Below are 26,078 nucleotides of genomic sequence, written 5' to 3'. Positions count from 1 at the left end.
CACACGATGAATGTATTTTTGCACACTATCACGAAGCCTGCCGTTTTTTGCTGTGCCTGTTATTCACAACTGCAGGCCCGGGGGCCAATGCAGACAGTCAGAAACGGCCTGTAATTGTTGCTTATCTGTGCAATTCAGAGCGTCGATAGGCGGAATAACCCCCAGGCAGGGAACATTCTGCTGATTGAACCAGTGTTGCAGGAATTGCAGATTTTCCTGTGCCGCGGTCATCCCCGGTGGCAGCTGGTTGGCCACCCAGCCTGCCAGCGCTAAGCCGGATTGCTGTATGGCGCGGGCACTGAGCAGTGCGTGGTTAATACAGCCCAGTTTCATTCCCACCACCAGAATCACCGGGGCGCCCAGTGAACAGGCAAAATCGGCGAGGGTTTCTGCGTTATTTAATGGTACCAACCAGCCACCGGCGCCTTCGCATAACAGCAGATCCGGCTGCTGATGCAGGGCGGGCTGGCAGGCCTGCATCAGACTGTCCACGGTAAGTGTGCACTGCTCCTGTTGCGCGGCAATATGGGGTGCAATTGCCGCCTGCAGAGCGATGGGATTGTGGACGCTGTAATCCTGTGCCGGCTGGCTGTACTGCTGGTGCAGCAGGGCATCGCTGTTGCGCATCAGATAAGAGGAAGGCTTACGTTCACAACCGGCGGCGACGGGTTTCAGACCCAGGCAGGTTAAACCCTGCTGTTGTGCTTTCAGCAGATAGGCGGCGCTGATCAGGGTTTTGCCGGCGTCAGTATCGGTGCCGGTAATAAAGAGGCGCTGTGTCATTTGGCTCTGTTCCCATTTTACTCTTTACGCAGCAGCAGCCACTGCACCTGATAGCTCAGCGGCAGCAGGCCATTGCGGTCACGCGGATAAGCGTTATCCAGCTGCTGCAATGCCCGGCGGCCGCCCAGGCCGCTTTTCCGGCCTGGGTTCACATTGGTGGCGCCAATGGCTTTGAGGTTGCGCAGCAGGCTGGTGAGTGAGTCGTAATGTTCCTGCAACAGACTTTGCTGCCGGCTAACGCTGCGCAATCCGGCCTGCAACAGTGCCTGCTGCAGGTCAGCGGCGCTGATGAAATTGTTTACATGAGGCTTGTCGTCGATGCTGCGCCAGGCCTGTAACAGCTCCTGCTGAGTACCGGGCAGCAGCGTTGCCAGAGCCAGTGTGCCGCCGGGTTTCAGCACCCGCGCCCATTCTCGCAGGGTGCTGTGCGGCTGCTCGCTCCATTGCAGCATCAGGCTGGAAAACAGACCGTCACAGCTGGCGCTGGCCAGCGGTATATGGTCGGCATCGGCCTGCAACAGGTGAATCGACGGGCTGCTGAAACGGCGGGCGCTGCGGATCATGCCGCCGGCCAGATCGAGCCCGCAGACCTGTTGTGCCCCTAATTGCTGCAGCCGCGGCAGGGTCTGACCGGTGCCACAGCCGATATCCAGCCAGTGACCGTATAAGGGCCCGTTGATGCGTTGCAGACGGCTGAGCAGCTGATTGCGCACCTGCAGCTGAATGCCTGCGGCCTGATCGTACGAGTGGGCGGCGCGGCTGAACTGCTGTGCTACCAGGCGTTTATCACGCTGCAGCGTGATCGTGCTGTCGCCGGGCGTCTGCAGAGAAAGACATTCAGCGTTCATCCCTGTGCTCCGCTGGCCGGTTTGAGCAGGCAACACAAGGCCTGCAGCCGGGTTAACAGGGCGGCCTGTCCCTCGGGTTCGAGAAAAAAAGCATGACTGTGGCCGGGGCTGTAATACACCGGGTTGAGTCCGCCGGCATTGAGCGCATCGTGGCTGCCGAGCCAGTGTTGTTCCTGCCTGACCTGCAGGCGGTTGCCGGTTGCAGGGTTAAGACGATAGCTGCGCAGCCAGTCGAGGCCCGACAGCAGGGGAGCCGGATCACTCAGCTGGTGGCTGGCAAGCAGGCGACTGAGTGGCCGTGCGTCAGCGGCGCCCTGAGTGCAGAGTGCGAGAAAGCGGCGCCGGGTTTTCTCCGGCTGTTGCTGCATATTCTGGCTGAACTGCTGCAGCAGATCGGCATCCAGACCAAACTCGTCCTCCGCCTGTAAACGGCAGAACGTGGCACTGGTGGCCAGTGTGATCAGGGTAATATTGCCCGTTTTTTGCGTTGTCGATGCCGCTGCAGAAACAGACAGCGCTGCGCAGGCCAGGGCACCACCCAGCGACCAGCCAACCCAGATCGCCGGACGTTGCGGACTGGCGGGAGCCTGATTGATCAGAGCCTGATTGACCAGAGCCTGAGCGCAGCTGTTGAAGTCACTGTTGTCTGCAACCCCTGTTGCGGAATAATCAAAGCCATAGTGCTGACCCGGCAGCTGGTTATAGAGCGGGGCAAAGACTTCCGGGGCAAAACTCCAGCCCGGCAGCCAGAACCAGTCGGGGCCGGGGCTTTCTGTCCGTAGCAGGCGCCATGGGGAGATAGGCTGGCTCATGCACTGGCCTCCTGAACCGGCAGCAATTCAGCGAGGGCGTTTAACAGTAAGTCGATATCGCTCTGACGGTGTGCAGCACTCAGGGTTATGCGCAGGCGGGCGCTGCCGGCAGGTACGGTGGGCGGACGGATGGCACTGACCCACAACCCGCGTTGCAGCAACTGCTCAGATAGCCGCAGGGCGCTACCGCTGTCACCGATCAGCAGCGGCTGAATGGCTGATTCTGACGGCATAAGCGATAAACCCAGACTGGCGGCCTGACGGCGGAAATAGCGGATATTGGCCTGCAACTGTTGCTGGCGGTCGCCCTGCTGCAGACGCTTCAGGTTGGCCAGCATTGCTTCGGCCAGCGCTGGTGGCAGCGCGGTGGTGTAGATGTAAGGCCGGGCAAACTGGATCAGGTAATCGATAAGGTCAGCACTGCCGGCAACAAAAGCACCAAAACCGCCCAGCGCTTTGCCCAGAGTGCCGACGTACAGCGGCAGCTGTTGCGGACTGAGGCCAAAATAGGCCCGTACTCCCTGGCCTGCAGCGGGTTCGATGTTGGGGGTGCTGATTGTGCTGCCCAGTACGCCAAAGCCGTGGGCGTCGTCGATCATTAACAGGGCGTTGTGTTCGCTGCTCAGTTCGCTCAGGCGGCGGACGTCGGCCAGATCGCCGTCCATGCTGAAGATACTGTCGCTGACGATCAGACGTTCTCCGTTGGCCGGCACGTCCAGCAGCTGTTGCAGATGGTGGTAATCGGCATGGCGGTAACGGCTGAGTCTGGCGCGGCTGAGCAAGGCGCCATCCAGCAGTGAAGCGTGGTTGAGCTTGTCCTGCAGCACTTCGTCACCACGTCCGGCGAGGGCGGCAATCGTGCCGAGGTTTGCCATAAAGCCGGTTGAGAATAACAGCGCCCGCTCATAGCCACAGTGCGCGGCCAGTGCCTGCTCCAGCTCATGGTGGGCGCTACTGTGACCACACACCAGATGTGAAGCACCACTTCCCATTGCCCAGCGCTGTGCGGCATGGGCCAGATCATCAGCACCACAGGCGGCCAGACCAAGATAATCATTGGCGCAGAAGTTCAGCACCGGCTGGCCGTTGCGCAGGGTGTGTGTCTGCTGCACATCACCCAGCAGAGCGCGCTGGCGCCACAGCTGCTGTTGCTGGCGTTCATGCAGTGCCTGTTGAATACGCTGGTTCCAGCTCATGCTGCCTGAGGGTGCCTTTTCTGAATGGGTTAAAGCCTGTCGCTGTTGCCGGCTCGTCTGTTTCTGTTGCCGACTCGACAGGGGAGTTGCGGCTGATCATAATGCTGATGGTTAACCAGTCAATTTAAAAATGGTTTACAAGTTTACTGCGGAACGGTCCGGAGCCGGGCCTGCTTCGGCCTGGGTCTCTTCCACTGTCAGGAGTTGCTATGCATTTTTCCTCTGTTTCTCACCCAGCTTCTTCCATGCTGCGACAGAAGCCCGATCTGGCTTTTGACCGTGAACACCTCTGGCATCCTTACAGCTCAATGACTGAGCCGGCGCAGGTGTGGCCGGTGGTTGCGGCCCGTGGAGTCAGACTGCAGCTGGCGGATGGCCGCGAGCTGATCGATGGCATGGCTTCCTGGTGGTGTGCGGTACACGGCTATAACCATCCGCGTCTGAATGCTGCTCTGCTGGAGCAGGCTGAGCAGATGAGTCATGTGATGTTTGGCGGTCTGACGCACAGTCCGGCCATTGAGCTGGCACGGCGTCTGGTGGCGCTGACGCCGGCGGGGCTGGATAAGGTGTTTCTGGCGGATTCTGGCTCGGTGGCGGTGGAGGTGGCGCTGAAAATGGCGCTGCAGTATCAGCAGGCCCGCGGGCTTAGCGGTAAACATAAGATTCTGGCCCTGCAACGCGGCTATCACGGCGATACTTTGGGGGCGATGTCGGTATGTGATCCAACCCGTGGGATGCACCAGTTGTTTGCCGGTATTCTGCCGCAGCAATATTTTGTTCCGCCGCCGCAGACGGGTTTTTATGACGACTGGGATGCCGCTGACTGCAGCGCACTGGAGCAGGTGTTACAAAAGCATCATGCCGACATAGCCGCCCTGATTGTTGAGCCGGTGGTGCAGGGAGCCGGAGGCATGCGCTTCTATCACCCGCAGTACCTGCGCGAGGCGCGGCGCCTGTGTGATGAATACGACGTGCTGCTGATTGCCGATGAAATTGCCACTGGTTTTGGTCGCACCGGACGTTTGTTTGCCTGTGAATGGGCCGGAATCACACCGGATATTCTCTGCCTTGGCAAAGCCCTGACCGGTGGTTATATGACACTGGCGGCAACGCTTACTACCTCACAGGTTGCGGAAACCATCAGCGCTGGTGAGGCTGGCTGTTTTATGCACGGCCCGACTTTTATGGGTAACCCTCTGGCTTGTCGGGTGGCCTGTGAAAGTATCGATTTGCTGTTGGAAAACGACTGGGCGGCGCAGGTCGCGCGTCTGGAGCAGGGACTGCTGTCGGGATTAATGCCGGCACGTCAGTTACCGGGAGTTGCTGATGTTCGTGTGTTGGGTGCTATTGGCGTGATTGAAATGCAGCAGCCGGTGAACATGGCGCAACTGCAGCCAGCCTGTGTGGAACGCGGTATCTGGGTGCGGCCATTTGGTAATCTGCTGTATGTGATGCCGCCTTTTGTGATGGATGATAACGACCTTGCGCATTTAACTTCAGGAATGCTGGCAGCGCTTGCGGCCCTGTAGCTGCACTGTAGTTGTACTGTAGTTGTACTTCAGCTGTGCTTCGGCTGTAAAAAAGAAGGAACCGTGCAGGGATGAGGCAGTCTCAGACAGACGTATTTTTAACGCTGTCACAGGACCGACTTATGCTGAATTCGTTACTGACTCCATCGGGAAACACTGCCCAGCCTTTGCTGCATCAATACAAAACCGGCGTCGCTTTATTATTTTCCGGTGTATTCCATCTGCTGGCTTTATTGTTGGTGGGATTATCATTTTCGACGTTTTTTAACGGATTATTCAGTAGTGATGGCGATATGGTCACGCTGGTGATTAAGGCGATTAATACGCTTGTTATCGCGCTGGCAATGTATGAGCTGGGGTTGGGGGTTGGTAAGGAATACGCGGCGGAAGAAGCCGGGGAAAATATTTTCCAGAATATCCGCCGCACCATCACCCGTTTTGTCGGCACCGTGTGTATCGCACTGGTGCTGGAAGCGCTGATTATGATTATTAAATACAGCCAGCTCGATCTGGCCGGTAATCTGTATTATCCGGTGGCTATTCTTGTTGCCTGTGCCTTTTTATTGCTGGCGCTGGGCGCCTTCCTGGCGCTGACGCGCCAGGTGTGTGACATTGCCGCCGATTGATTATTCAGAGACACCTTTGTTTTTATCGTCACCATTAAGGGGCCATAACGGCTCTTTGGTTTTGCGTGCCTGGCTTTGCGATACTCCGGCAGTTAGTGCAAAGCGCATGGCATCTTCAAACGACCAGTCGAGCATCGTCAGGCGGGCGCGTGGAACAAACAGGGTATAGCCGCCAACCATGTAGCTCATGGGCAGGTATACCGCGACCAGTTCTTCCTTATCGCCGGCATTCTGCACCGCCGGCGGAATTTTGCTGGCGGTAATAAAGCCCAGCAATTGTGCATCGCCGGGCATATCGACCAGCACGACCTGTTGATTGTGCTGTTTTTCCTGATCGAACATGGCGGCAAAGTCTTTAACCGCGCCGTACAGTGTTTTTACCAGCGGAAAACGCAGCAGGGCATCTTCCACATACTGATACAGCCAGCTGACCGGGTTGAACTGAAATAATAATCCGACTGACAGCAAAGCCAGCAGCATCAGCAGCAGGCCCATACCAGGAAAAATGCTGGGAATATGCAGGCTGGCGAGCAGGCTCAGGCCCAGACCGTTAAGCCACATCAGCGCAGACCATAACAGCCAGATGGTAATCAGTAACGGCAGTACCACCATGGAGCCTTTGATCAGCGGTTGCAGCAGATAGCGTTTCATAAAAACTCCGTCAGGATTTTGGTGGTTGCTGCTGTTGCAGCAGGGCTTTCAGTTCGCGGATTTCTGCCGCCAGATCGTCAAGAGTTGCTTTGCCGTCGGCGGCATCCTGCTCGGCTTTTTCCTGTGCATGTTCATCTTCAAGTACGTTTACCACAATACCGATGACCATATTAAGAAAGGCAAAGGTGGTGAGGAAAATAAAGCTCAGATAAAAAATCCACGACAGCGGGTAGACCGCCATGGTTTCGTACATAACATCGGTCCAGTCTTCAAAGGTCATCACCCGGAACAGGGTCAGCATGGAGATGGAAATATCCCCCCACAACACATCATTGATGGGTTCAAAAAAGGTGGTGCCGATAGCAGCGTAAATATAATAAATAATAAACATCAGCAGCAGGACATAGCCCAGCTGTGGCAACGCGCGCAGCAGCGAGTTCAGCAGCATACGCAATTCCGGGATGATAGATACCATCCGCAGCACGCGGAAAATACGCACCAGACGACCAATAAGAGCCATATCGCTGTGATCGACCGGAATCAGACTGACAACCACGACCAGGGTATCAAACAGGTTCCAGCCATTATGGAAGAAGCGTTTCTTATCCGGTGCCGCGAGAAAGCGGATAACGATTTCGATCAGGAAAATAACCGTAATGCCGGTATCCAGCCAGTTCAGCACCACCATCAAAGGGTCGGGAATGCTGTAGGTTTTGGCACCGATCAGAAGGGCAGAAAAAATAATGATGGCTACAACAAAGAGTTCGAAGGCTTTGTTATCACGAACGGCCTGCGAAGCGGCCTGTAATTGCTGAATATTCATGGTCTGGATTGAAGTCGGATGACGGCTGGTGATAGGACGACGCGAAGTCTGTCACAGCCGCCGGACTTCGCCAAGACAGGCTGACGCAACTATACATTGCGCCAGCCTCAGATTTGCCAGATCAATCAGGCGCGGGAGATAAAACGGTTCTCAGCGGTGTTGATCTTGACGGTTTCACCCTGTTCCAGATATTCCGGCACCTGAATAACCAGACCAGTGGCAAAACGGGCCGGTTTGGTACGGGCACTGGCGCTGCCGCCTTTAATGCCTGGGCTGGTTTCGATTACGGTCATTTCTACCGATGATGGCAGCTCAATGGCAATCAGCTGACCATCGACCAGCAGACCCATGGTGCCTTTCAGGGATTCGCTGATATAGAGCGCATCGGTGTCCAGGGTTTCGGCATCGATCGGATACTGGTCGAAGCTTTCTTCATCCATAAAGTAGTAGGTGTCTTCTTCACGGTAAGAGAACACGATCTGGCGACGCAGCAGTTCAATGGCCTGTAGCTGATCGTCACCTTTAAAACTTTCTTCCAGCTTCTGCCGGCCGGGAACGGTCTGGAAGCGGATTTTGTACAGGGTGGCACCACCGCGCGAATGCGGGTTCTGCACTTCGATGTTTTTGATCAGGCAGGTCTGATTCTTGAATTCGACGACGCCGCCTTTCTTCAGTTCGTTGGCTCTTGGCATGCAAGGGGTCCTTGTGGCAGTGCTTGCAGGATGATGTAAAGGGAGCCGATGTTACCGCCTTGATTATTCCGGCTGAAGATTTTTTTTGCACAACGGCTGCAGAATTCTGCACTGGTTTCCCGTCGCAGATTTCGCCATCATTGGCCCAGCTGCACAGAGCCTGTCTTTAATGATTAGTTAGTGGTCACTTCTTATAGCTAAATTATATAAACCCTCATGTCAGTGAGTACTAACCTCAGAAGTTACTTTAACTTCGTGATGCAGGCTCACAGTCCTGTTTAAGATTTGCTCTCCACATTTTCCCACCTTGCCGTTAAGGCTTTCTAAGTCCTTGTGAGATAAAGCAAAAATGCAGATATCCACACCCCGAAGTGGCTTGCAAAAGGCTATTTGCCTTCCTATAGTGTCGTAAAGTGGAAAATAGTGGGTAATAGTGGGACTTTGACGAGGTTGGTAACTACTTACACCGACAGAGGATTCACACCCAAACCAACAGGAAGGACGTATGTTCCGGGGGCTGCACACGATCAATCTGGATGCCAAAGGGCGTCTGGCGATCCCGACTAAATATCGGGAAACGCTGGCGGAGCTCTGTGGCGCCCGTTTGGTGGCCACCATTGATACTGAAGAACGCTGCCTCCTGATTTACCCCGTAAACGAATGGGAACTGATCCAGGCCAAAATCGAGGCTCTGCCCAGCTTTAACCCGGTTGCCCGCCGCATTCAGCGCTTATTGATTGGTCATGCGACTGATCTGGAGCTGGACAGCGCCGGTCGTATCCTTTTGCCGCAACCGCTGCGCGAATATGCCTCGCTGGAAAAGGAAAGCGTGCTGATGGGGCAGGGAAAGAAGCTGGAGTTGTGGAGTAAGTCGCTGTGGGAAGACCGCCGCGATGAGTATCTGGATATGGTCAGTCAGCCCGAACAATTACCCGAAGAACTACAGAGTCTGTCGTTATGAATCTGAGTGAGTTTGCTCACACCACCGTACTGCTGCAGGAGACGGTCGACGGCTGCCTGAATGATCCGGCGGGTATTTATGTGGACGGAACTTTTGGCCGTGGCGGTCACAGTCGTCTGCTGCTGAGTAAGTTGGCACCTGAAGGTCGCCTGATTGGTTTTGATAAAGACCCGCTGGCCATTCAGACCGGTAAAGAGCTGGAGCAGGAAGACAGTCGCTTTCAGATTGTGCAGGCCAGTTTTGCTGATATGAAAGCCGAGCTTAATGCTCTGGGGATCGGCCAGATCAACGGCATTCTGCTGGATCTGGGGGTGTCCTCGCCACAGCTGGATGATGCCGAACGCGGCTTCAGCTTTATGAAAGATGGCCCGCTGGATATGCGTATGAATCCGGATGCTGGTCTGAGCGCTGCTGAGTGGTGTGCCCAGACTTCCGAAGAAGAAATCGCCCGCGTATTAAAAGAATACGGAGAAGAGCGCTTCGCCAAACGTATGGCGCGCGCGATTATCAAGGCCCGTGCTGAAGCGCCTATTACCCGTACCCGCGAGCTGGCTGAGTTAATTAAAGAAGCCAATCCGGCCTGGGAAAAACATAAGCATCCGGCGACCCGTGCTTTTCAGGCAATCCGTATTGCAGTGAATAATGAGCTGGGTGATCTGGAAAAAATTCTGGCTGACAGCGTTGATCTGCTGCTGCCACATGGCCGCCTGGCAGTCATCAGTTTCCATTCGCTGGAAGACCGTATGGTGAAGCGCTTTATCCGTGCACAGGAAAAGGGCCGTGATTTACCTCCGGGTATTCCGGTGCCGGATGACATGCTCGGCCGCACCATGAAAAAAATGGGTAAGGCGATTATGCCCGGTAACGATGAAATACGGATTAATGCCCGCGCCCGCAGTGCGGTATTACGCATTGCTGAGCGGTTGGCGTGAAAGCAGGAGTTGCCGTGTTGTGGGTTGTGGTGCTTATGTCTGCTCTGGCTCAGGTCGGGGTTGTGCACTGGCACCGCGTACTGCTGCAGGTGTGGCAACAGGAAGATGCATTACGGGCTCAGCTGCTGCAGGAACATACCCGTTTGCTGCTGGAAAAAAGCACATTAACTGCGCATGGCCGGATCGACCAGCAGGCGCGTAAACAATTAAACATGACAGAACCAGGCAAGGTGCAGGTGCTTTCACAATGAATGCGCAACCGAACCAAGAGACAACATTAAGCGGCATCACCCGCTGGCGTTTTACGCTGGTGCTGGTGGTGTTTGGCTGTCTGCTGGCTGCGGTTCTGGTGCGTCTGGTTATGCTGCATACCGTGGATCAGCCTTTCCTGTTTGAGCAGGGTGAAAAGCGTACGGTGCGTGAAGAAGTTCAGCCGGCAATGCGCGGCATGATAACCGACCGTTATGGCAAACCACTTGCAGTCAGTACACCGGTGGTAACGCTGTGGCTGAATCCGCAGCAGGTTAATGTTCAGCAATTACCGGCTGTCGCCACGGATCTTGGTCTGAGCACCAGAGAACTGGTGCGCAAAGTTGAACGGGCGGCCTCTCAGGGTCGCTCTTTTTTATACATTAAGCGTCAGGTTCAGCCGGAGCTGGCACAGCAGGTATTAAAACGCCGTATCGCCGGTATTTATGGTGATGATGATTTCCGCCGTTTCTATCCGGCAGCAGAAGTGACCGCACATACGGTGGGTATCGTTGATGTGGACGGTAATGGGCAGGAAGGTCTGGAGCTGGCTTTTGATGAATTTCTGCAAGGCAGCGAAGGTTCGCGCCAGGTGGTTAAAGACCTGTATGGCAATGTGATTAAACAATTAAAAGTCAATGCGGTGCCAAAGCCAGGCGGTGACTTGGCGTTAACGCTGGATCTGCGCCTGCAGTATCTGGCGTACCGCGAATTAAAAGCAGCCGTTTCCCAGCATAATGCTAAGTCCGGCAGTGCAGTGTTGGTGGATGCGCGCAGCGGGGATGTACTGGCTCTGGTTAATCAGCCGTCTTATAACCCGAATAACCGCGCCAGCCTGCGTGCGGAAAACATGCGTAACCGGGCTATCGCCGATCTTATTGAGCCGGGTTCTACGATTAAACCTTTTACGGTGGCTGCGGCTTTAAGCTCCGGACGTTATTTCCCAGGTTCCGAAATTAATACAGCGCCGGGTTATGTGCGGGTAAAAAATAAAACCATTCGCGATCACCGCAATTACGGTGTGCTGGATATTACCGGTGTTATTACCAAATCCAGCAACGTTGGAGTTACCTATCTGGCTCACCAGCTGGGGGCAGAGAATATCTGGAGTTTTTTCAGCAAAGCCGGTATTGGCCAGGCAACAGTGCTGGGTTTTCCCGGAGAAGCGGTAGGCAGCCTGCCTTATCCGGAGCAAATGGATGCTCTGCGTCTGGCGACGGTTTCTTACGGCTATGGTTTATCGGTTTCGCCTTTGCAGCTGGCGCATGCTTACACCAGTTTTACTCAGGGTGGTTGCCGTAATCCGGTGCGTTTATTAATGAATAATCAACCACAGACGGAATGTCAGCGGGTAATGCCAGCGAAAGTTGCCCGTCAGGTTCTGGATATGCTGGAAACTGTTACCTCAAAACAGGGAACCGGCAGTCGTGCCCGGGTTGCCGGTTACCGCGTTGGCGGTAAAACCGGTACTGCGCATAAAGTGGGTCAGCAAGGTTATGAAGATTCAGAATACACCGCGGTATTTTCCGGAATAGCGCCGATTTCCTCCCCGGATCTGGTGCTGGTTGTTGTGATCGACTCACCTCAGGGCAAAGAATATTACGGTGGTGAAGTAGCAGCGCCGGTATTCTCACGCATTATGCAACAGGCGTTGCGTCTGCGTCAGGTTGCTCCGGATGACGGCAGTGTACCGGCGTTACAGATGGCAGGAGGTCCGGCATGAAATTAAGTCAGATGGTTACTCCTGAATTATTTATTCCGCCGGAGTGGGATCGTGAATTCGCACAGGTTGCTGTCGATAGCCGCGATGTACAGCCTGGCGATGTATTTATTGCCCGTCGCGGTTTGAAGAGTCATGGCGAAGAACATATTGCTACCGCTATTGAGCAGGGTGCGGTTGCGGTGCTGGCAGAAGGTGAGTTGGGCTTCCGTTGTGAACAGAGCCCACATTTTCCTGCCGTCCCTGTCTTCTTTAATAATGAAATTCCAGCCTCGTTAACCACCTGGCTTCATCGCCGTTATGCATCCGTTGCGGATATGAAACTGACAGCGGTAACCGGTACTAACGGCAAAAGTTCTGTGACGCAATATATGGCACAGCTGGCTGGTTTTTGTTCAGTACCTTGCGGCGTATTGGGGACTTTAGGTAATGGTGTATGGCCAGACCTTCAGACCAGTCGTAATACAACCGCCGATTTATCCGTAATCTTACGTCACCTGAACAATATGCAGGAAAACGGTGTTGATTTTGCCGCACTGGAAGTCTCATCCCATGGTCTGGCGCAGCAGCGTGTGGCCGGATTGAACTTTCGGGTAGCCGTGCTGACCAACCTCACCCAGGATCACCTGGATTATCACGGCAGTATGGCCGATTACTTTGCGGCAAAGCGTCAGTTATTCGTTGGTCATGATATTGAAGCGGCATTAATTAATATTGATGACGATTATGGCCGCCGACTGGCCGCTGATTCAGCAGTAAATACCAATGTCATTACCTATGGCCAAAGCGAGCAGGCTGCAGTGCGGTATTCCGCTGTGCAGATGCAGGCCCGTGGAATGCAGGCCTGGCTGGATACCCCGTGGGGCAATGGTTTATTGGTCCTGCCATTAATCGGTGAATTTAATCTGGCCAATGCAACGGCTGCGATTGCTGCACTGGCCTTGCAAGGATTTGATTTTAAGCAGCTGCTCGCGGCTGCACAAAAACTGGAGCCGGTGGCCGGACGTATGGAGTTGTATGTAAAAGATGATGCGCCGCTGGCGGTTATCGATTTTGCCCATACGCCGGATGCTTTGCTGAATGTATTGCAGGCACTTAAGCCCTGGAATAAAAAAATTACTGCGGTATTTGGCTGTGGTGGTGATCGTGACCGCAGTAAGCGCGCGCTGATGGCTCAGGTAGCTGCCGCGCATGCGGACGTAGTCTGGCTGACAGACGACAATCCGCGCAGTGAAGATCCGCAGCAGATTTTTGCCGATGCACTCAGCGCAGAGAATACCAGCGATTTTTATTGTGAACATGATCGCAGCCGTGCCATCACACAGGCACTGGATATGACAACTGCTGCCGGTATTGTACTTATTGCCGGCAAAGGTCATGAAAATTATCAGGAAGTTCAGGGCGTGAAATTACCCTACAGCGATGCCTTAGTATTAACTCAGGCAGGTTATCGCAAGGCCGGACGGTTACTGAGCGGAGATCATTATGCTGAGTAACTTGTCGCTGTCACAGTTAGTTAAAATCGTGCACGGACAGTTGCTGAATGATGCAGCATCCGATGCTGACCTGATTCAGGGTGTGAGCACCGACAGCCGTAACATTAAAGCCGGTGATCTGTACGTACCATTAAGCGGTGAACGTTTTAATGGTCATCATTTTATTGCTCAGGCCGCAGAGCAGGGCGCGGTTGCTGCGCTGATTGATCAGGATGTTGATGCTGATCTGGCACAGCGCCTGCCGTTAATCCGGGTAACGGATTGCCTGATCGCGCTGGGTCAGATTGCCGGCTGGAACCGCAGTCAGTTTCACGGGCCGTTGGTTGCCGTGACCGGCAGTGCCGGTAAAACCAGTGTGAAACAATTAATGAGTAGTGTGCTGGCACAGCGCTACCGCACATGGATGACACAGGGCAATCTGAATAACCATATCGGTGCGCCGCTGACGCTGCTGGCATTACAACCTGAGCATGAGGCGGCCGTCATTGAACTGGGTGCCAGTGGTGCCGGTGAAATTGCTTACACCGCACAGTGGGTTAAACCTCAGGTTGGCATTATTACCAATGCAGCAGAAGCTCATCTTGAAGGTTTTGGCAGTCTGCAGGGAATTGTGCAGACCAAAGGTGAGTTGCTCGATTTTATTCAGCCAGGCGGCTGCGCCATATTAAATGCCGATGATGCGTTTTATGCCGAATGGGCAGAGCGCGCAGCGGCGGTTAAATTGCTCAGTTTTGGATTTTCTGCCTCAGCGGACGTACGTGCCAGTGCTTTGCGCTGTGATCTTCAGGGCAGTCATTTTGTGCTGCATCTGGACGGTGAAGAATATGCAGTTCGCCTGCCATTGCTGGGTGAACACAATGTGCGTAATGCGCTGGCTGTGAGTGCCGCGGCTTATGCGCTTGGGCTGAGTGCTGCGGAAATTATTCAGGGTCTGCAACAGGCAACCACGGTTTCCGGTCGTTTGCACTGGCTGGATGGGCAAGCCGGTCAGCGGATTTTAAATGACGCTTATAACGCCAACCCTGCGTCAGTCAAAGCAGCTATCGACGTGTTAAAACACGCGGCACAGAGCTGGCTGGTATTGGGCGATATGGCCGAACTTGGTGAAGGCGAATTGGCTGCCCATGCGGATATTGGTCTGTACGCCAAAACGCAGGGAATTCAGCATTTATTGGCGACGGGCGAGCGCAGCCGGAAAACGGTTGAGGCATTTGGCGCCGGAGCGCACTGGTTCGCAACCAAAGAAGAATTGGTGCGGTATTTACAACAACAGACCACTAAACAGGATGTCATTCTTGTTAAAGGGTCACGTAGCGCTGGTATGGATCAGGTGGTTCAGGCGCTGCAGAAAAATACAGAGGAAAACTGATCATGTTGCTATGGCTGGGAGACTGGTTAGCGCAGTACCACTCCGGATTCGGGGTCGTTAACTATTTAACGCTGCGCGCTATTCTGGCGGTGATTACTGCCCTGATGGTGTCATTACTCCTTGGGCCTGTGGTTATCCGCAAATTGCGTGAATACCAGATTGGTCAGGCGATCCGTGAATTAGGTCCTAAATCCCATTTAAGCAAAGCCGGTACTCCGACCATGGGCGGCGTGCTGATTCTGCTGTCGATTGCCGTCAGTACTTTGCTGTGGGGCAATCTGGAAAATCGTTTCGTCTGGGTTGTACTGCTGGTAACCCTGGTCTTTGGTGCGATCGGCTGGGTGGATGATTACCGTAAGGTGGTTGAGAAAAACTCCCGTGGTTTACCGGGGCGCTGGAAATATTTCTGGCAGTCGGTGTTCGCCTTAATTGCTGCCGCTTATCTTTTCTACAGTGCGCAAAGTCCGCAGGAAACTCAGTTGGTGGTTCCTTTCCTGAAAGATGTTATGCCGCAGTTAGGCCTGCTGTTTATTCTGTTGACCTACTTTGTAATTGTTGGCTCCAGTAATGCCGTCAACCTGACCGATGGTCTGGATGGTCTGGCGATTATGCCAACCGTGATGGTGGGGGGGGCTCTGGGTATCTGTGCTTATCTGGCCGGTAACGTGAATTTTGCTAATTATCTGCACATTCCTTATATCGCTGGTGCCGGTGAACTGGTGATTTTCTGTGCCGCTATTGTCGGCGCCGGTATTGGCTTTCTGTGGTTCAACACCTATCCGGCTCAGGTTTTTATGGGCGACGTGGGCTCTCTGGCACTGGGCGCAGCATTGGGTGTGGTCGCGGTGATCGTTCGTCAGGAAATTGTGTTGTTTATTATGGGCGGTATTTTTGTGGCGGAAACCGTATCGGTGATCCTGCAGGTTGCCTCATTCAAAATGACCGGCAAGCGTATTTTCCGCATGGCACCGTTGCATCATCACTATGAATTAAAAGGCTGGCCGGAGCCGCGCGTTATTGTCCGTTTCTGGATCATCACCATTATTCTGGTGCTGATCGGTTTAGCCACACTGAAGATTCGCTGAGGAATCTGAATTTATGTCGCAGTTGATTTCCACAGATTACAAACGACTGATCGTCGGTCTTGGCATGACCGGGCTCTCTGCTGCCCGTTATTGCCAGAGCCGCGGTTGGGCGTTTGATTTGTGCGACAGCCGCGATGTGCCACCGGGACTTGATGCGGTACGCAGCGAGTTTCCACAGTCGGCTATTTATAGCGGTGAATTGCAGGGCGATATTCTCAGTCAGTACGACGAATTAATCGTCAGCCCCGGCATTGCGGTTTCTCATCCGGCCATTGCTGCAGCCCGTCAGGCCGGTGCACGGATTGCCGGTGATATTCAGTTATTTGCCGATGTCTGCAGCAAGCCATTAATTGCCATTACCGGCTCCAATGGTAAAAGCACGGTCACTACTCTGGTGGGAGAATTACTGGCAGCGGCCGGCAAGCGTGTTGCGGTTGGCGGTAATATTGGTATTCCTGCGCTGGATCTGCTGCGTAACGATGCTGAAACCGATATCTATGTCTTGGAGCTGTCGAGCTTTCAGCTGGAAACCACCGAAAACCTGGCCGCCTCGGCTGCGGTGGTGCTCAATATGAGCGAAGACCATATGGACCGTTATCAGGGCATGGCTGATTATCATCGGGCCAAGCACCGTATTTATCAGCAGTGTCGTGGCGTTGTGGTGAATCGTGACGATACGCTCAGTCAGCCGCTGGTTTCCGATAAAATGCCGCGTCTGAGTTTTGGTGTAAATAAAGCGGACATCGGTCAGTTTGGCCTTGAGCGAATCGACGGCGAAAGCTGGATCATGTTCGGTACTGAAAAAATTATCGCTGCCAGCGAGCTGAAAATTAAAGGTCAGCATAATCTGGCAAACGTAATGGCGGCGCTGGCACTGATCAAACTGCTGTCGGTAGATATTACTGCCGTATTACCGGCGCTGCGTGAATTTGCCGGTCTGGATCATCGTTGTCAGTGGCTGGGTAATAAGGCCGGTGTTGATTTTTACAACGATTCCAAAGGAACCAACGTCGGTTCTACTCTGGCAGCGCTTTATGGTCTGGGGCCGGAAATTGACGGAAAAATCTGGCTGCTGGCCGGTGGTGAGGGTAAAGGCCAGGATTTCAGCCCACTGGCTTCTGCCTGTGAGCAATACGCCGCGGAAGTTCTTACTTTTGGTGCTGATGCGGAAACCATTGCGGCTGCTGTTGCTAACGTTTGTCCGGTATCACAGCAGGTGACTTTAGCCGAAGCTTTTACCCGTGCCTGTTCTGTAGCAGCTGCAGGTGATGTCATTTTGTTGTCTCCGGCTTGCGCCAGTTTTGATCAGTTTAAAAACTATGTTGCCCGCGGAGAATATTTTGCGCAGCTGGTAAAAACGGAAATCAGCACTGAGGTCGCGTCATGAATGCTGAACGCTTCCTCTGGCAGAGCCGGCAGAGCATGTTTTATCCCTGGCTGGCGCTGATGTGCCTGGGTTGGCTGATGGTGGCATCGGCTTCAACCGGAATCGCAGAGTTTTATACCGGTAATGCTGCGTATTTTGCTGTGCGTCATGCTGTTTACCTGCTGTTAGGCGTTGCCGTGGTTTATACCATCAGCCAGATTCCACTGAGCTGGTGGAGCAAGGTTGATGTGATTTTTCTGCTGTTGGCGGTAGCGGGTCTGATTCTGGTGTTTGTGCCCGGAATCGGCCACGAGGTTAACGGCAGTCAGCGCTGGCTGAACCTGGGGATTATTAAAATTCAGGCATCAGAACTGGCGAAATTAGCGGCGGTTTTTTATGTGTCTGGTTATCTGGTTCGCCGTCAGGATGAAGTTCAGCAGCAGTGGTCTGGCTTCCTCAAACCGCTGGGTATTCTGGCCGGAATGGTTTTCCTGTTGTTGCTGGAGCCGGATTTTGGCGCCGTTGTTGTGTTGATGGGGGCCGTGCTGATTCAGTTATTTTTAGGTGGTGTAAAAGCCGGGCAGTTTTTCCTGCTGTTAATCGCCACCTTAATTATCAGTGTCGTGGTGCTGACCTCCGAAAGTTACCGCGTTGAACGTTTGATGGCTTATCTCGACCCCTGGGCGCCAGAGCATGTGTACGGCACCGGTTATCAACTGACCCAATCGCTGATTGCTTTTGGCCGTGGAGACTGGTTTGGCGTAGGTCTGGGTGAAAGTGTGCAGAAATTATTTTATCTGCCGGAAGCTCATACGGACTTTGTTTTTGCCATCTGGGCGGAAGAAACCGGTCTGATTGGTGGTGTAGCTGCTTTGACATTATTGGCTGTTGTTATTGCCCAGATCTGGCGGGTGTCATGGAAAGCCCAGCTGCAGGGGCAGTTATATGGTGCTTATGTTGCCATTGGTATTGCTTCGTTGTTAGGGCTGCAGGTGGTGATTAATCTGGGTGTGAATATTGGCCTTTTACCAACGAAAGGACTGACATTGCCTTTCTTCAGTTATGGTGGCAGCAGCTTGCTGGTGTGCTGCGTTATGGTTGGTATTGTGATGCGTATTGCTCATGAAAATGATCAGGTTAATCAGAGTGAAAACGCTGCTGCGGGAGGTGCTGCATGAGTCAGGCATCTTCGCGTAATGTTTTATTAATGGCAGGCGGTACTGGCGGGCATGTTTTCCCGGCACTGGCCGTTGCTGAACAACTTAAACAGGAAGGTTTTACCATTCACTGGCTGGGCACAGCATCCGGTATTGAAAAAGACCTGGTGCCTGCCAACGGTTATCCGCTGCATTGCATTAATATCAGTGGCCTGCGTGGTAAGGGAAAACTGGGTTTGTTAACTGCGCCGCTGCGTATTGCTAAGGCAATTCTTCAGGCGCGGAAAATTATTAAACAGATAAAACCTGTCGCGGCTTTAGGCTTTGGTGGTTATGCCACAGGCCCGGGCGGTGTGGCTGCCCGCCTGAGTGCTGTGCCTCTGCTGATTCATGAGCAGAATGCTTTTGCTGGTATGACCAATCGTTTATTAAGCCGCATCAGTCAGCATGTAATGCAGGCATTTCCGGGAGCTCTGGAAGGTGCGCAGGTTACCGGAAATCCGGTGCGTGAAAGTGTTCTGAATCTGCCCGCGCCATCGCAGCGGATGAAAGCCGATGAGCCTCTTAAAGTGCTGGTCGTTGGTGGCAGTCTTGGTGCTGCTGCGTTGAATCGTACGGTGCTTGCGGCGATGCAATTGCTGTCTGAAAATCAGCGCCCGCAGTTACGTCATCAGGTGGGTAAAAGTAATCTGGCAGAAATGCAGTCTGCTTATGAGCAAGCCGGAGTGCAGGCTGAGGTTATTGCTTTTATTGATGATATGGCGGCCGCTTATGGTAATGCCGATTTACTGATTTGCCGTGCCGGTGCACTGACTGTATCTGAAGTTGCAGCCGCAGGCTGTGCAGCGATTTTTGTACCTTTCCCTTTTGCGGTGGATGACCATCAGACTGCAAACGCAGAGTACCTGACGAAAGCCGGTGCGGGTCTGATCTGTCAGCAGAATGAATTAACCGCGGAATGGCTTGCAGCTCAGTGGCAGCACTTTTCTGAGCACAGAACATTATTACTGGAAATGGCTGAGAAGGCGCGTAGCCAGGCCATCACCAATGCAACCGCACAGGTTGCTGAACAGATTAAGAGGTTTGCCCGTGACAGATAAATCCAATACACCGCTGAATCATCTGATACCGGAAATGCGCCGCATCCGCTGCATGCATTTTGTTGGTATTGGCGGTGCCGGTATGTGTGGTATTGCTGAAGTATTACTGAATCAGGGCTATCAGATTTCCGGTTCAGATTTACGTCAGTCGGCGGTTACTGAGCGGCTGCAGGCTCTGGGGGCCACTATTTATATTGGTCATCAGGAAAGCAATGTGACACACGCTGATGTACTGGTGGTGTCGACAGCGATTGATCATGAAAATCCGGAAATCCGTGCCGCGGTTGAGGCGCGTATTCCTGTTGTCCGTCGTGCGGAAATGCTGGCGGAGCTGATGCGCTTTCGTCATGGAATTGCGGTGGCCGGAACCCATGGTAAAACCACAACCACCAGTATGGTGACATCGGTACTGGCTGAAGCCGGTCTGGACCCGACCTTTGTTATCGGTGGCAAATTAAACAGTGCCGGTACTAATGCCCGCTTGGGAGCCAGTCGTTATTTAGTCGCTGAGGCTGATGAGAGCGATGCTTCTTTCCTGCACCTGCAGCCGATGGTTTCTATTGTTACCAATATTGATGCTGACCATATGGCGACTTATGGCGGTGACTTTGAACAGCTGAAAAATACCTTTATCGAATTTCTGCATAATCTGCCTTTTTATGGGCTGGCGGTGGTCTGTATTGATGACGATGTTGTGCGTGAATTATTGCCGCGGATCAGTCGTCAAACCGTCACTTATGGTTTTTCGGAGGATGCTGATTATCGTGCCACCGAATTGCGCCAGGATGGATTGTTCACGCACTTTACCGTACAGCGCCCGGCAGGCCGTGCGCCGCTGAATATCAGTCTGCGTATGCCTGGTAAACATAATGTGCTGAATGCCATGGCGGCTATTGCGGTAGCGGATGACGAAGGTGTAGCAGATAACGCAATTGTTACATCACTGGAAAAATTTGCCGGTGTGGGCCGTCGCTTTACAGTCTGCGGTGAATTTCCATTGGGTGATGGTGATGTGATGCTGGTTGATGATTATGGTCATCACCCACGTGAACTTGAAGTTACGCTTGATGCCATTCGCAAAGGATTTCCTGAACGCCGGCTGGTAATGGTATTTCAGCCACATCGTTACAGCCGGACCCGCGATCTGTATGAAGACTTTACCCGGGTACTATCCGGTGCCGATGTCCTGCTGTTAATGGATGTATATCCGGCGGGAGAGAAACCCATTGCCGGTGCTGATGGACGTTCGCTGTGCGGCAGCATTCGCCAGCGTGGCATGGTAGATCCTATTTTTATTGAGCGTGATGAGTCTCTGGAAGCACCGCTTAAAAGCGTATTGAAACCAGGTGACCTGTTACTGACTCAGGGAGCCGGTGATATCGGCAATCTGGCCGTGACATTAACCCAGCAATTACCGGTATGGTTGGCAGAGGTAAAAGTATGAACGTTGCCGCATTAGGAAAAATCGCGGTTTTAATGGGCGGAACATCGGCGGAGCGTGCGGTGTCACTGAAAAGTGGCCAGGCTGTTTATACGGCCCTGCAGCAAAGTGGTGCTGACGTTATTGCTATTGATGTTCAGGCGCATGCGATTGAGCAATTAACCAATGTTGATTTTGATGTGGCGTTTATTGCACTGCATGGCCGTGGTGGTGAAGACGGTACTATTCAGGGTGTGCTGGAGTGGCTGAATAAACCTTATACCGGCAGTGGTGTAATGGCATCTGCCCTGGCAATGGATAAATGGCGTACCAAACTCATCTGGCAGGCAGCAGGTTTGCCGACGCCAAAAGCGTTTTTGCTGAATGAGAACAGTGACTGGAGTCAGCTGATTGCAGAACTGAACGCCGATGCCATTGTGAAACCAGCACGTGAAGGTTCCAGTATCGGTATGCGTAAAGTTCACACTGCAGAAGAACTGCAAAACAGCTTTGACTTTGCCCGTGAATACGATGGACTGGTTTTGGCTGAGTCCTGGGTGAAAGGCGCAGAGTTCACGGTTGCTATTGTGGATGGCAAGGCGTTGCCGGCTATTCAGTTAAAAACCAGTCATGCTTTTTATGATTACGATGCCAAATACCAGGCAAATGACACTCAGTATTTGTTGCCTTGCGGTCTGTCAGCGGAAAAGGAGCAGGAATTACAGCAACTGGCTCTGAAAGCGTTTGATGTTATTGGCGGTCAGGGTTGGGGGCGTATCGATGTGATGCAGGATCAGAACGAACAGTTCTGGTTGCTGGAAGCAAATACCAGTCCGGGAATGACCGATCACAGTCTGGTACCGATGGCAGCGGCTGCGGTTGGTATGAGTTTTTCTGAACTGGTTGTGCATTTATTAACGGAAGCCAGGGAAAGAATTCGTGGCTAAAAAAGCAGCTCCACGCGGCGCAACCCCTTTGGTGGTTAAAGAGCCTATACAGTGGCGGATAACGATGCCGGATATTGCCTGGCAGTGGCTGTTGTTGCCATTAATCGTGGTTGCTTTGACAGCTGGAGTCCGCTGGGCGTATCACAGCTGGCCTATTACCAGTGTTGATGTTAAAGGGCGTTTGTCGGTCTGGAATGCAGAGGATATCGCAGGAAAAATTGTCTGGGTAAAAGACGAGAGTTTTTTCTCGCTGGATCTGCAGCGTGTTTATCAGCAGCTTACCGGGTTGCCATTAATTATGCAGGTGACTGTGCGTAAACGCTGGCCGAACACGTTAGAGGTAAATCTTTATGAAGATGTGCCGATGGCAATCTGGAATGGGGATCAGCTGCTGAGCGGAAATGGACGTTTAAGCGAAATTCCGGCACACCTGAACGCCGGGAATCTGGCGCGAATTGATGGTGACCGTAATTACGCTGAAGCGGCAGTACGACATTTTCGCCGTATCCAGCAATCTCTGGGGCATTTGAATGTTGGAATCAGCCGGTTGACGGTTTCTTCTGTCGGTGCGGTTGATGTGGAATTAAGTAATGGCTGGCAGGTTCGTTTTGGTCGCCAGTATTTTGAAGAACGCGTTCAGCGTCTGGAATTATTGATCGCGCAACTGCCGGAAGCTGCGGTTGTGAGTGTTGATTTACGCTACGGAAAAGGTGCCGCCATTGGCTGGCGCACAGTGCAGGAGATGGGATGATGAGTCAGGTACAACAAAAAAATATGCTGGTTGGCCTGGATATTGGCACCTCTAAAATTGTGGCCATTGTTGGCGAGTTGGGGGCGGACGGCACTATCGAGGTGGTTGGTCTGGGTTCTCATCCGAGTCGTGGGCTAAAAAAAGGCGTGGTGGTCAATATTGAATCCACGGTGCAGTCCATCCGGCGTGCTGTGGAAGAAGCCGAATTAATGGCGGGCTGCACGATCCATTCAGTTTATGCCGGTATTGCCGGCAGTCATATTCACTCAATGAACTCTCATGGGATTGTTGCTGTTCGGGATCGTGAAGTAACGCCTATGGATGTCGACCGCGTTATTGACGCGGCTCAGGCGGTGGCCATTCCTCAGGATCAGCGTATTCTGCATGTTTTGCCGCAGGAATATGTAGTCGACAATCAGGAAGGTATTAAAGAACCGGTGGGAATGTCCGGTGTCCGTCTTGAGGCGAAAGTGCATTTGGTTACCGGCGCCGTTAATGCAGCACAGAATATAGAGCGTTGCGTTCAGCGCTGCGGTCTGCAGACCGATGCCATTATTCTTGAGCAGCTGGCTTCCAGTTATGCCGTATTAACAGACGATGAACGCGAATTGGGTGTCTGCCTGGTGGATATTGGTGGCGGTACAACGGATATCGCAATTTTCACTGAAGGTGCAATCCGTCATACTGCGGTGATTCCGATTGCCGGTGATCAGGTCACCAATGATATTGCGATGGCGCTGCGTACTCCGACTCAACACGCAGAAAAAATCAAAATTAAATATGCCTGTGCTTTAACTCAGTTAGCTAAAGCCGACGAGACAATTAAGGTTCCTAGTGTTGGCGAACGCCCTCCACGCGACCTTTCCCGTCAGGCACTGGCAGAAGTGGTTGAGCCACGCTATGACGAATTGTTTACCCTGATTCAGGCAGAACTTCGTCGCAGTGGTTTTGAAGATATGGTTGCTGCAGGCATTGTTCTGACCGGTGGTACCGCAAAGATGGAAGGCGTAGTGGATCTGGCTGAGGAAATTTTCCATATGCCGGTTCGGCTGGCAAAACCATATGGTGTGTCAGGGTTGACCGATGTGATTAATAACCCGATTTATTCGACGTCTGTGGGCTTGTTGTTGTATGCGGCAAAACAGCACAGGAATAAAACAAATAATACCCGCAATGAAGATCGTCCGGATGGCTTTTATTCCAAAATAAAAGATTGGATTAAAGTCAACTTTTAAGATTAAATATTATTCAGCGCGCTAAGGAGATAACGCTATGTCTCAGCAAAGAGAAGGGGATATGTTCGAACTGGCAGATGATTTACAACAATCGGCGGTCATTAAAGTCGTCGGCGTTGGTGGTGGTGGTGGCAATGCTGTTCAGCACATGGTGGCTGGCAACATTGAAGGTGTTGATTTTATTTGTGCTAACACCGATTCACAGGCACTGCGTAATGTGAGTTCCCGCTCCATTATTCAACTGGGTAACGGTCTGACCAAAGGATTGGGTGCAGGCGCGAATCCGGAAGTGGGCCGTCAGGCTGCTCTGGAAGATCGTGAACGTATCGCCGAAGCACTGAAAGGTGCTGATATGGTATTTATCACTGCCGGTATGGGTGGTGGTACAGGTACCGGTGGTGCTCCGGTTGTTGCTGAGGTGGCGAAAGAATTAGGTATTCTTACTGTTGCTGTGGTTACCAAGCCGTTCCCGTTTGAAGGTAAAAAACGGATGTTGATTGCTGACCAGGGTCTTAAGCAACTGGCCGAGCATGTCGACTCCCTGATTACTATTCCAAATGAGAAGCTGCTCTCTGTCTTGGGGAAAAATACTTCCCTGCTGGATGCTTTTAAAGAAGCAAACAATGTTCTGCAGGGAGCTGTTCAGGGGATTGCCGATCTGATTACCCGCCCGGGTATGATCAACGTCGACTTTGCTGACGTGCGTACAGTGATGTCCGAAATGGGTCAGGCGATGATGGGAACGGGTGTTGCCAGTGGTGAAAACCGTGCCCGTGAAGCTGCAGAACGTGCAATTGGCAGTCCGCTGCTGGAAGATGTTGATCTGCAGGGGGCCCGTGGCATTCTGGTTAACGTAACTGCAGGTTTTGATCTGTCTCTGGGTGAGTTCAGCGAAGTCGGCAGCGTGATCGAAGAGTTTGCCTCTGAGCATGCGACCGTTGTTGTTGGTACTGTAATTGATCCGGATCTGTCGGATGAGCTGCGTGTAACTGTTGTTGCTACCGGTTTGGGACGCCGCGACGCGGTTGAGGAACCAAAGCCGACCAAGGTGGTCGATAACACGGTCAATGCACGTAAGGCTGATGGCACGACAGATTACAGCCAGCTGGATCAGCCGACCGTAAAACGTCAGGCAGGTAACGCCGCGAAGCAGTTGGATGTCGCAGCTCGTCCGGATATGGACTATCTCGACATTCCGGCCTTTTTGCGCCGTCAGGCTGATTAAAGAATGCGCACTAGCGCATTCTTTATTTATTGCTATAATGCCGGACTAGTCTTTTTGTATGAAATTTGCTCAGTAATGGCAGGATTGTTCAGATGATTCCACAACGAACGTTAAAAAACGCTATCCGGGCGACTGGGGTTGGCCTTCATTCAGGTGAGAAGGTGTATCTCACGCTGAAACCGGCACCTGTTGATACCGGTATCGTGTTCCGACGTATCGATCTTGATCCGGTTGTGGATATCCCTGCTCACGCGCTGAATGTTGGCGAGACAACGTTGTCCACAACGCTGGTCAAAGATCATGCACGCGTAGACACCGTTGAACACCTGTTGTCAGCGATGGCGGGCTTGGGTATCGATAATGCGATTGTTGAACTCAGCGCGCAGGAAGTGCCGATCATGGACGGCAGTTCTGGTCCGTTTGTGTTCCTGGTACAGTCCGCAGGTATTGCTGAGCAGAATGTTGCTAAGCGCTTTATCCGTATCAAACGTCGTGTTGAAGTGCGTGAAGGCGATAAAGTTGCCTCTTTTGTTCCCTACGATGGCTTTAAAGTCAGCTTTGAGATCGATTTCGATCATCCGGTATTTAAACAGAGCGTACAGAAGGCAAGCCTGGATTTTTCATCCACTTCTTATGTAAAAGAAGTCAGCCGTGCCCGTACCTTTGGCTTTACCAAAGATCTGGAATACATGCGCTCCAAAAATCTGGCACTGGGTGGCAGCGTTAAGAACGCCATTGTGGTTGATGAGTATCGTGTGCTGAATGAAGACGGTCTGCGCTACGATGATGAATTCGTGAAACATAAAATACTGGATGCGGTAGGTGACTTATACCTGCTCGGTCACAGTCTGATTGGTGAATTCATCGGCTATAAGTCGGGTCATGGCCTTAATAATAAGCTGCTGCGTGAGCTGTTGTTGCAGGAAGATGCCTGGGAATTTGTCGAATTTGCTGAAGAAAGCTCGCCAATCTCCTACATGCGTCCGGCCGCTGCTGGTTAACTTATTGAAACAGTAATACGTTTGAGTATCCTCATACAAAGGCCATAATTGATTTATGGCCTTTGTTTTGTGGGTGGCTGGTGATTCGTTTATACGGGTCAGGC

The 26,078-nt window shown here is 52.7% G+C and carries 25 protein-coding genes; 18 read left to right on the top strand and 7 right to left on the bottom strand.

What is annotated here, in order from left to right; genetic code table 11:
- Positions 1 to 63: 63 nt before the first annotated feature.
- From bioD to bioF, 4 genes are read right to left on the bottom strand one after another with little or no spacing between them, the layout of a single operon-like run.
- Positions 64 to 783 (bottom strand): dethiobiotin synthase, encoded by a 720-nt coding sequence (gene bioD / locus LGT44_RS10715; protein WP_230333604.1) that lies wholly within the window; start codon positions 781 to 783, stop codon positions 64 to 66.
- A 17-nt stretch (positions 784 to 800) separates the two neighbouring features.
- Positions 801 to 1,631: a malonyl-ACP O-methyltransferase BioC gene (gene bioC, locus LGT44_RS10710; RefSeq protein WP_230333602.1), complete on the bottom strand. Its 831-nt coding sequence runs from the start codon at positions 1,629 to 1,631 to the stop codon at positions 801 to 803.
- Positions 1,628 to 2,443, bottom strand: a complete 816-nt coding sequence (locus LGT44_RS10705; RefSeq protein ID WP_230333600.1) for an alpha/beta fold hydrolase — start codon at positions 2,441 to 2,443, stop codon at positions 1,628 to 1,630. The genes bioC and LGT44_RS10705 overlap by 4 nt, the downstream gene beginning before the upstream one ends.
- Positions 2,440 to 3,639 (bottom strand): 8-amino-7-oxononanoate synthase, encoded by a 1,200-nt coding sequence (bioF, locus tag LGT44_RS10700; RefSeq protein ID WP_230333599.1) that lies wholly within the window; start codon positions 3,637 to 3,639, stop codon positions 2,440 to 2,442. Before bioF ends, LGT44_RS10705 begins: the two co-directional genes overlap by 4 nt.
- A gap of 209 nt (positions 3,640 to 3,848) precedes the next feature.
- Here bioF and bioA point away from each other — a divergent pair, with 209 nt between their 5' ends.
- Positions 3,849 to 5,168 (top strand): adenosylmethionine--8-amino-7-oxononanoate transaminase, encoded by a 1,320-nt coding sequence (gene bioA / locus LGT44_RS10695; RefSeq protein ID WP_230333597.1) that lies wholly within the window; start codon positions 3,849 to 3,851, stop codon positions 5,166 to 5,168.
- 122 nt (positions 5,169 to 5,290) lie between these two features.
- The gene (locus LGT44_RS10690; RefSeq protein WP_222428578.1) at positions 5,291 to 5,794 is read left to right on the top strand and encodes a hypothetical protein; all 504 of its coding nucleotides are present in this window, start codon (positions 5,291 to 5,293) and stop codon (positions 5,792 to 5,794) included.
- On the opposite strand, the gene LGT44_RS10685 is transcribed toward LGT44_RS10690, so the two are convergent.
- The 3 genes from LGT44_RS10685 to efpL all read right to left on the bottom strand — a co-directional run bounded on the left by LGT44_RS10685 (position 5,795) and on the right by efpL (position 7,960).
- On the bottom strand, positions 5,795 to 6,445 hold the full coding sequence (locus LGT44_RS10685) for a DUF502 domain-containing protein (RefSeq protein ID WP_145469587.1): 651 nt from the start codon (positions 6,443 to 6,445) through the stop codon (positions 5,795 to 5,797).
- A gap of 10 nt (positions 6,446 to 6,455) precedes the next feature.
- Entirely contained in the window at positions 6,456 to 7,268 is an 813-nt protein-coding gene (locus tag LGT44_RS10680; RefSeq protein ID WP_225692312.1) for an ion transporter, read from the bottom strand.
- A gap of 125 nt (positions 7,269 to 7,393) precedes the next feature.
- Entirely contained in the window at positions 7,394 to 7,960 is a 567-nt protein-coding gene (gene efpL / locus LGT44_RS10675) for an elongation factor P-like protein EfpL (RefSeq protein WP_145469585.1), read from the bottom strand.
- Between the two features lie 505 nt (positions 7,961 to 8,465).
- On the opposite strand from efpL, the gene mraZ reads away from it, so the two are divergent.
- From mraZ to lpxC, 16 genes are all read left to right on the top strand, one after another.
- Entirely contained in the window at positions 8,466 to 8,921 is a 456-nt protein-coding gene (mraZ, locus tag LGT44_RS10670; RefSeq protein ID WP_145469584.1) for a division/cell wall cluster transcriptional repressor MraZ, read from the top strand.
- Positions 8,918 to 9,853 carry a 16S rRNA (cytosine(1402)-N(4))-methyltransferase RsmH gene (gene rsmH, locus LGT44_RS10665; RefSeq protein ID WP_230331635.1) on the top strand — a complete coding sequence of 312 codons (936 nt, stop codon included), beginning with the start codon at positions 8,918 to 8,920 and terminating at the stop codon, positions 9,851 to 9,853. The genes mraZ and rsmH overlap by 4 nt, the downstream gene beginning before the upstream one ends.
- Positions 9,854 to 9,867: 14 nt before the next feature.
- A complete protein-coding gene (gene ftsL, locus LGT44_RS10660) occupies positions 9,868 to 10,104 on the top strand; it encodes a cell division protein FtsL (protein WP_230331636.1) in 237 nt (78 codons plus the stop codon).
- Positions 10,101 to 11,825 carry a peptidoglycan D,D-transpeptidase FtsI family protein gene (locus LGT44_RS10655; protein WP_225692314.1) on the top strand — a complete coding sequence of 575 codons (1,725 nt, stop codon included), beginning with the start codon at positions 10,101 to 10,103 and terminating at the stop codon, positions 11,823 to 11,825. The genes ftsL and LGT44_RS10655 overlap by 4 nt, the downstream gene beginning before the upstream one ends.
- Complete coding sequence (locus LGT44_RS10650) at positions 11,822 to 13,318, top strand: UDP-N-acetylmuramoyl-L-alanyl-D-glutamate--2,6-diaminopimelate ligase (RefSeq protein WP_230331637.1); 1,497 nt, start codon at positions 11,822 to 11,824, stop codon at positions 13,316 to 13,318. Before LGT44_RS10655 ends, LGT44_RS10650 begins: the two co-directional genes overlap by 4 nt.
- Positions 13,308 to 14,687 carry a UDP-N-acetylmuramoyl-tripeptide--D-alanyl-D-alanine ligase gene (locus LGT44_RS10645; RefSeq protein ID WP_230331638.1) on the top strand — a complete coding sequence of 460 codons (1,380 nt, stop codon included), beginning with the start codon at positions 13,308 to 13,310 and terminating at the stop codon, positions 14,685 to 14,687. The genes LGT44_RS10650 and LGT44_RS10645 overlap by 11 nt, the downstream gene beginning before the upstream one ends.
- Positions 14,688 to 14,689: 2 nt before the next feature.
- The gene (mraY, locus tag LGT44_RS10640) at positions 14,690 to 15,772 is read left to right on the top strand and encodes a phospho-N-acetylmuramoyl-pentapeptide-transferase (protein ID WP_230331639.1); all 1,083 of its coding nucleotides are present in this window, start codon (positions 14,690 to 14,692) and stop codon (positions 15,770 to 15,772) included.
- Between the two features lie 13 nt (positions 15,773 to 15,785).
- Positions 15,786 to 17,159, top strand: coding sequence for a UDP-N-acetylmuramoyl-L-alanine--D-glutamate ligase (gene murD / locus LGT44_RS10635; protein ID WP_230331640.1), 1,374 nt, complete (start codon positions 15,786 to 15,788; stop codon positions 17,157 to 17,159).
- Complete coding sequence (gene ftsW, locus LGT44_RS10630) at positions 17,156 to 18,316, top strand: putative lipid II flippase FtsW (RefSeq protein WP_230331641.1); 1,161 nt, start codon at positions 17,156 to 17,158, stop codon at positions 18,314 to 18,316. Before murD ends, ftsW begins: the two co-directional genes overlap by 4 nt.
- Positions 18,313 to 19,395: an undecaprenyldiphospho-muramoylpentapeptide beta-N-acetylglucosaminyltransferase gene (gene murG / locus LGT44_RS10625; RefSeq protein WP_230331642.1), complete on the top strand. Its 1,083-nt coding sequence runs from the start codon at positions 18,313 to 18,315 to the stop codon at positions 19,393 to 19,395. The genes ftsW and murG overlap by 4 nt, the downstream gene beginning before the upstream one ends.
- Positions 19,396 to 19,429: 34 nt before the next feature.
- On the top strand, positions 19,430 to 20,839 hold the full coding sequence (murC, locus tag LGT44_RS10620; protein ID WP_225692348.1) for a UDP-N-acetylmuramate--L-alanine ligase: 1,410 nt from the start codon (positions 19,430 to 19,432) through the stop codon (positions 20,837 to 20,839).
- On the top strand, positions 20,836 to 21,762 hold the full coding sequence (locus tag LGT44_RS10615) for a D-alanine--D-alanine ligase (protein WP_230331643.1): 927 nt from the start codon (positions 20,836 to 20,838) through the stop codon (positions 21,760 to 21,762). Before murC ends, LGT44_RS10615 begins: the two co-directional genes overlap by 4 nt.
- Entirely contained in the window at positions 21,755 to 22,513 is a 759-nt protein-coding gene (locus tag LGT44_RS10610) for a cell division protein FtsQ/DivIB (protein WP_230331644.1), read from the top strand. The genes LGT44_RS10615 and LGT44_RS10610 overlap by 8 nt, the downstream gene beginning before the upstream one ends.
- The gene (ftsA, locus tag LGT44_RS10605; RefSeq protein WP_225692349.1) at positions 22,513 to 23,748 is read left to right on the top strand and encodes a cell division protein FtsA; all 1,236 of its coding nucleotides are present in this window, start codon (positions 22,513 to 22,515) and stop codon (positions 23,746 to 23,748) included. The genes LGT44_RS10610 and ftsA overlap by 1 nt, the downstream gene beginning before the upstream one ends.
- Positions 23,749 to 23,809: 61 nt before the next feature.
- Positions 23,810 to 24,973, top strand: coding sequence for a cell division protein FtsZ (gene ftsZ, locus LGT44_RS10600; RefSeq protein ID WP_225692350.1), 1,164 nt, complete (start codon positions 23,810 to 23,812; stop codon positions 24,971 to 24,973).
- Positions 24,974 to 25,065: 92 nt separating this feature from the next.
- On the top strand, positions 25,066 to 25,974 hold the full coding sequence (gene lpxC, locus LGT44_RS10595) for a UDP-3-O-acyl-N-acetylglucosamine deacetylase (protein ID WP_145469571.1): 909 nt from the start codon (positions 25,066 to 25,068) through the stop codon (positions 25,972 to 25,974).
- The last annotated feature ends 104 nt before the right edge of the window (positions 25,975 to 26,078 follow it).

Source organism: Thalassolituus alkanivorans, from assembly GCF_020447205.1.
GTDB lineage: Bacteria > Pseudomonadota > Gammaproteobacteria > Pseudomonadales > Oceanobacteraceae > Venatoribacter > Venatoribacter alkanivorans.
The sequence above is the reverse complement of the archived record's forward strand: the minus strand, read 5'-3'. Positions and strand labels throughout refer to the sequence as shown.

Excerpts from the sequence above, each read along its gene's own strand:
- bioD (WP_230333604.1), bottom strand. The coding sequence starts at position 783 with ATGACACAGCGCCTCTTTATTACCGGCACCGATACTGACGCCGGCAAA.
- bioC (WP_230333602.1), bottom strand. The coding sequence starts at position 1,631 with ATGAACGCTGAATGTCTTTCTCTGCAGACGCCCGGCGACAGCACGATC.
- LGT44_RS10705 (WP_230333600.1), bottom strand. The coding sequence starts at position 2,443 with ATGAGCCAGCCTATCTCCCCATGGCGCCTGCTACGGACAGAAAGCCCC.
- bioF (WP_230333599.1), bottom strand. The coding sequence starts at position 3,639 with ATGAGCTGGAACCAGCGTATTCAACAGGCACTGCATGAACGCCAGCAA.
- bioA (WP_230333597.1), top strand. The coding sequence starts at position 3,849 with ATGCATTTTTCCTCTGTTTCTCACCCAGCTTCTTCCATGCTGCGACAG.
- LGT44_RS10690 (WP_222428578.1), top strand. The coding sequence starts at position 5,291 with ATGCTGAATTCGTTACTGACTCCATCGGGAAACACTGCCCAGCCTTTG.
- LGT44_RS10685 (WP_145469587.1), bottom strand. The coding sequence starts at position 6,445 with ATGAAACGCTATCTGCTGCAACCGCTGATCAAAGGCTCCATGGTGGTA.
- LGT44_RS10680 (WP_225692312.1), bottom strand. The coding sequence starts at position 7,268 with ATGAATATTCAGCAATTACAGGCCGCTTCGCAGGCCGTTCGTGATAAC.
- efpL (WP_145469585.1), bottom strand. The coding sequence starts at position 7,960 with ATGCCAAGAGCCAACGAACTGAAGAAAGGCGGCGTCGTCGAATTCAAG.
- mraZ (WP_145469584.1), top strand. The coding sequence starts at position 8,466 with ATGTTCCGGGGGCTGCACACGATCAATCTGGATGCCAAAGGGCGTCTG.
- rsmH (WP_230331635.1), top strand. The coding sequence starts at position 8,918 with ATGAATCTGAGTGAGTTTGCTCACACCACCGTACTGCTGCAGGAGACG.
- LGT44_RS10655 (WP_225692314.1), top strand. The coding sequence starts at position 10,101 with ATGAATGCGCAACCGAACCAAGAGACAACATTAAGCGGCATCACCCGC.
- LGT44_RS10650 (WP_230331637.1), top strand. The coding sequence starts at position 11,822 with ATGAAATTAAGTCAGATGGTTACTCCTGAATTATTTATTCCGCCGGAG.
- LGT44_RS10645 (WP_230331638.1), top strand. The coding sequence starts at position 13,308 with ATGCTGAGTAACTTGTCGCTGTCACAGTTAGTTAAAATCGTGCACGGA.
- mraY (WP_230331639.1), top strand. The coding sequence starts at position 14,690 with ATGTTGCTATGGCTGGGAGACTGGTTAGCGCAGTACCACTCCGGATTC.
- murD (WP_230331640.1), top strand. The coding sequence starts at position 15,786 with ATGTCGCAGTTGATTTCCACAGATTACAAACGACTGATCGTCGGTCTT.
- ftsW (WP_230331641.1), top strand. The coding sequence starts at position 17,156 with ATGAATGCTGAACGCTTCCTCTGGCAGAGCCGGCAGAGCATGTTTTAT.
- murG (WP_230331642.1), top strand. The coding sequence starts at position 18,313 with ATGAGTCAGGCATCTTCGCGTAATGTTTTATTAATGGCAGGCGGTACT.
- murC (WP_225692348.1), top strand. The coding sequence starts at position 19,430 with ATGCGCCGCATCCGCTGCATGCATTTTGTTGGTATTGGCGGTGCCGGT.
- LGT44_RS10615 (WP_230331643.1), top strand. The coding sequence starts at position 20,836 with ATGAACGTTGCCGCATTAGGAAAAATCGCGGTTTTAATGGGCGGAACA.
- ftsA (WP_225692349.1), top strand. The coding sequence starts at position 22,513 with ATGAGTCAGGTACAACAAAAAAATATGCTGGTTGGCCTGGATATTGGC.
- ftsZ (WP_225692350.1), top strand. The coding sequence starts at position 23,810 with ATGTTCGAACTGGCAGATGATTTACAACAATCGGCGGTCATTAAAGTC.
- lpxC (WP_145469571.1), top strand. The coding sequence starts at position 25,066 with ATGATTCCACAACGAACGTTAAAAAACGCTATCCGGGCGACTGGGGTT.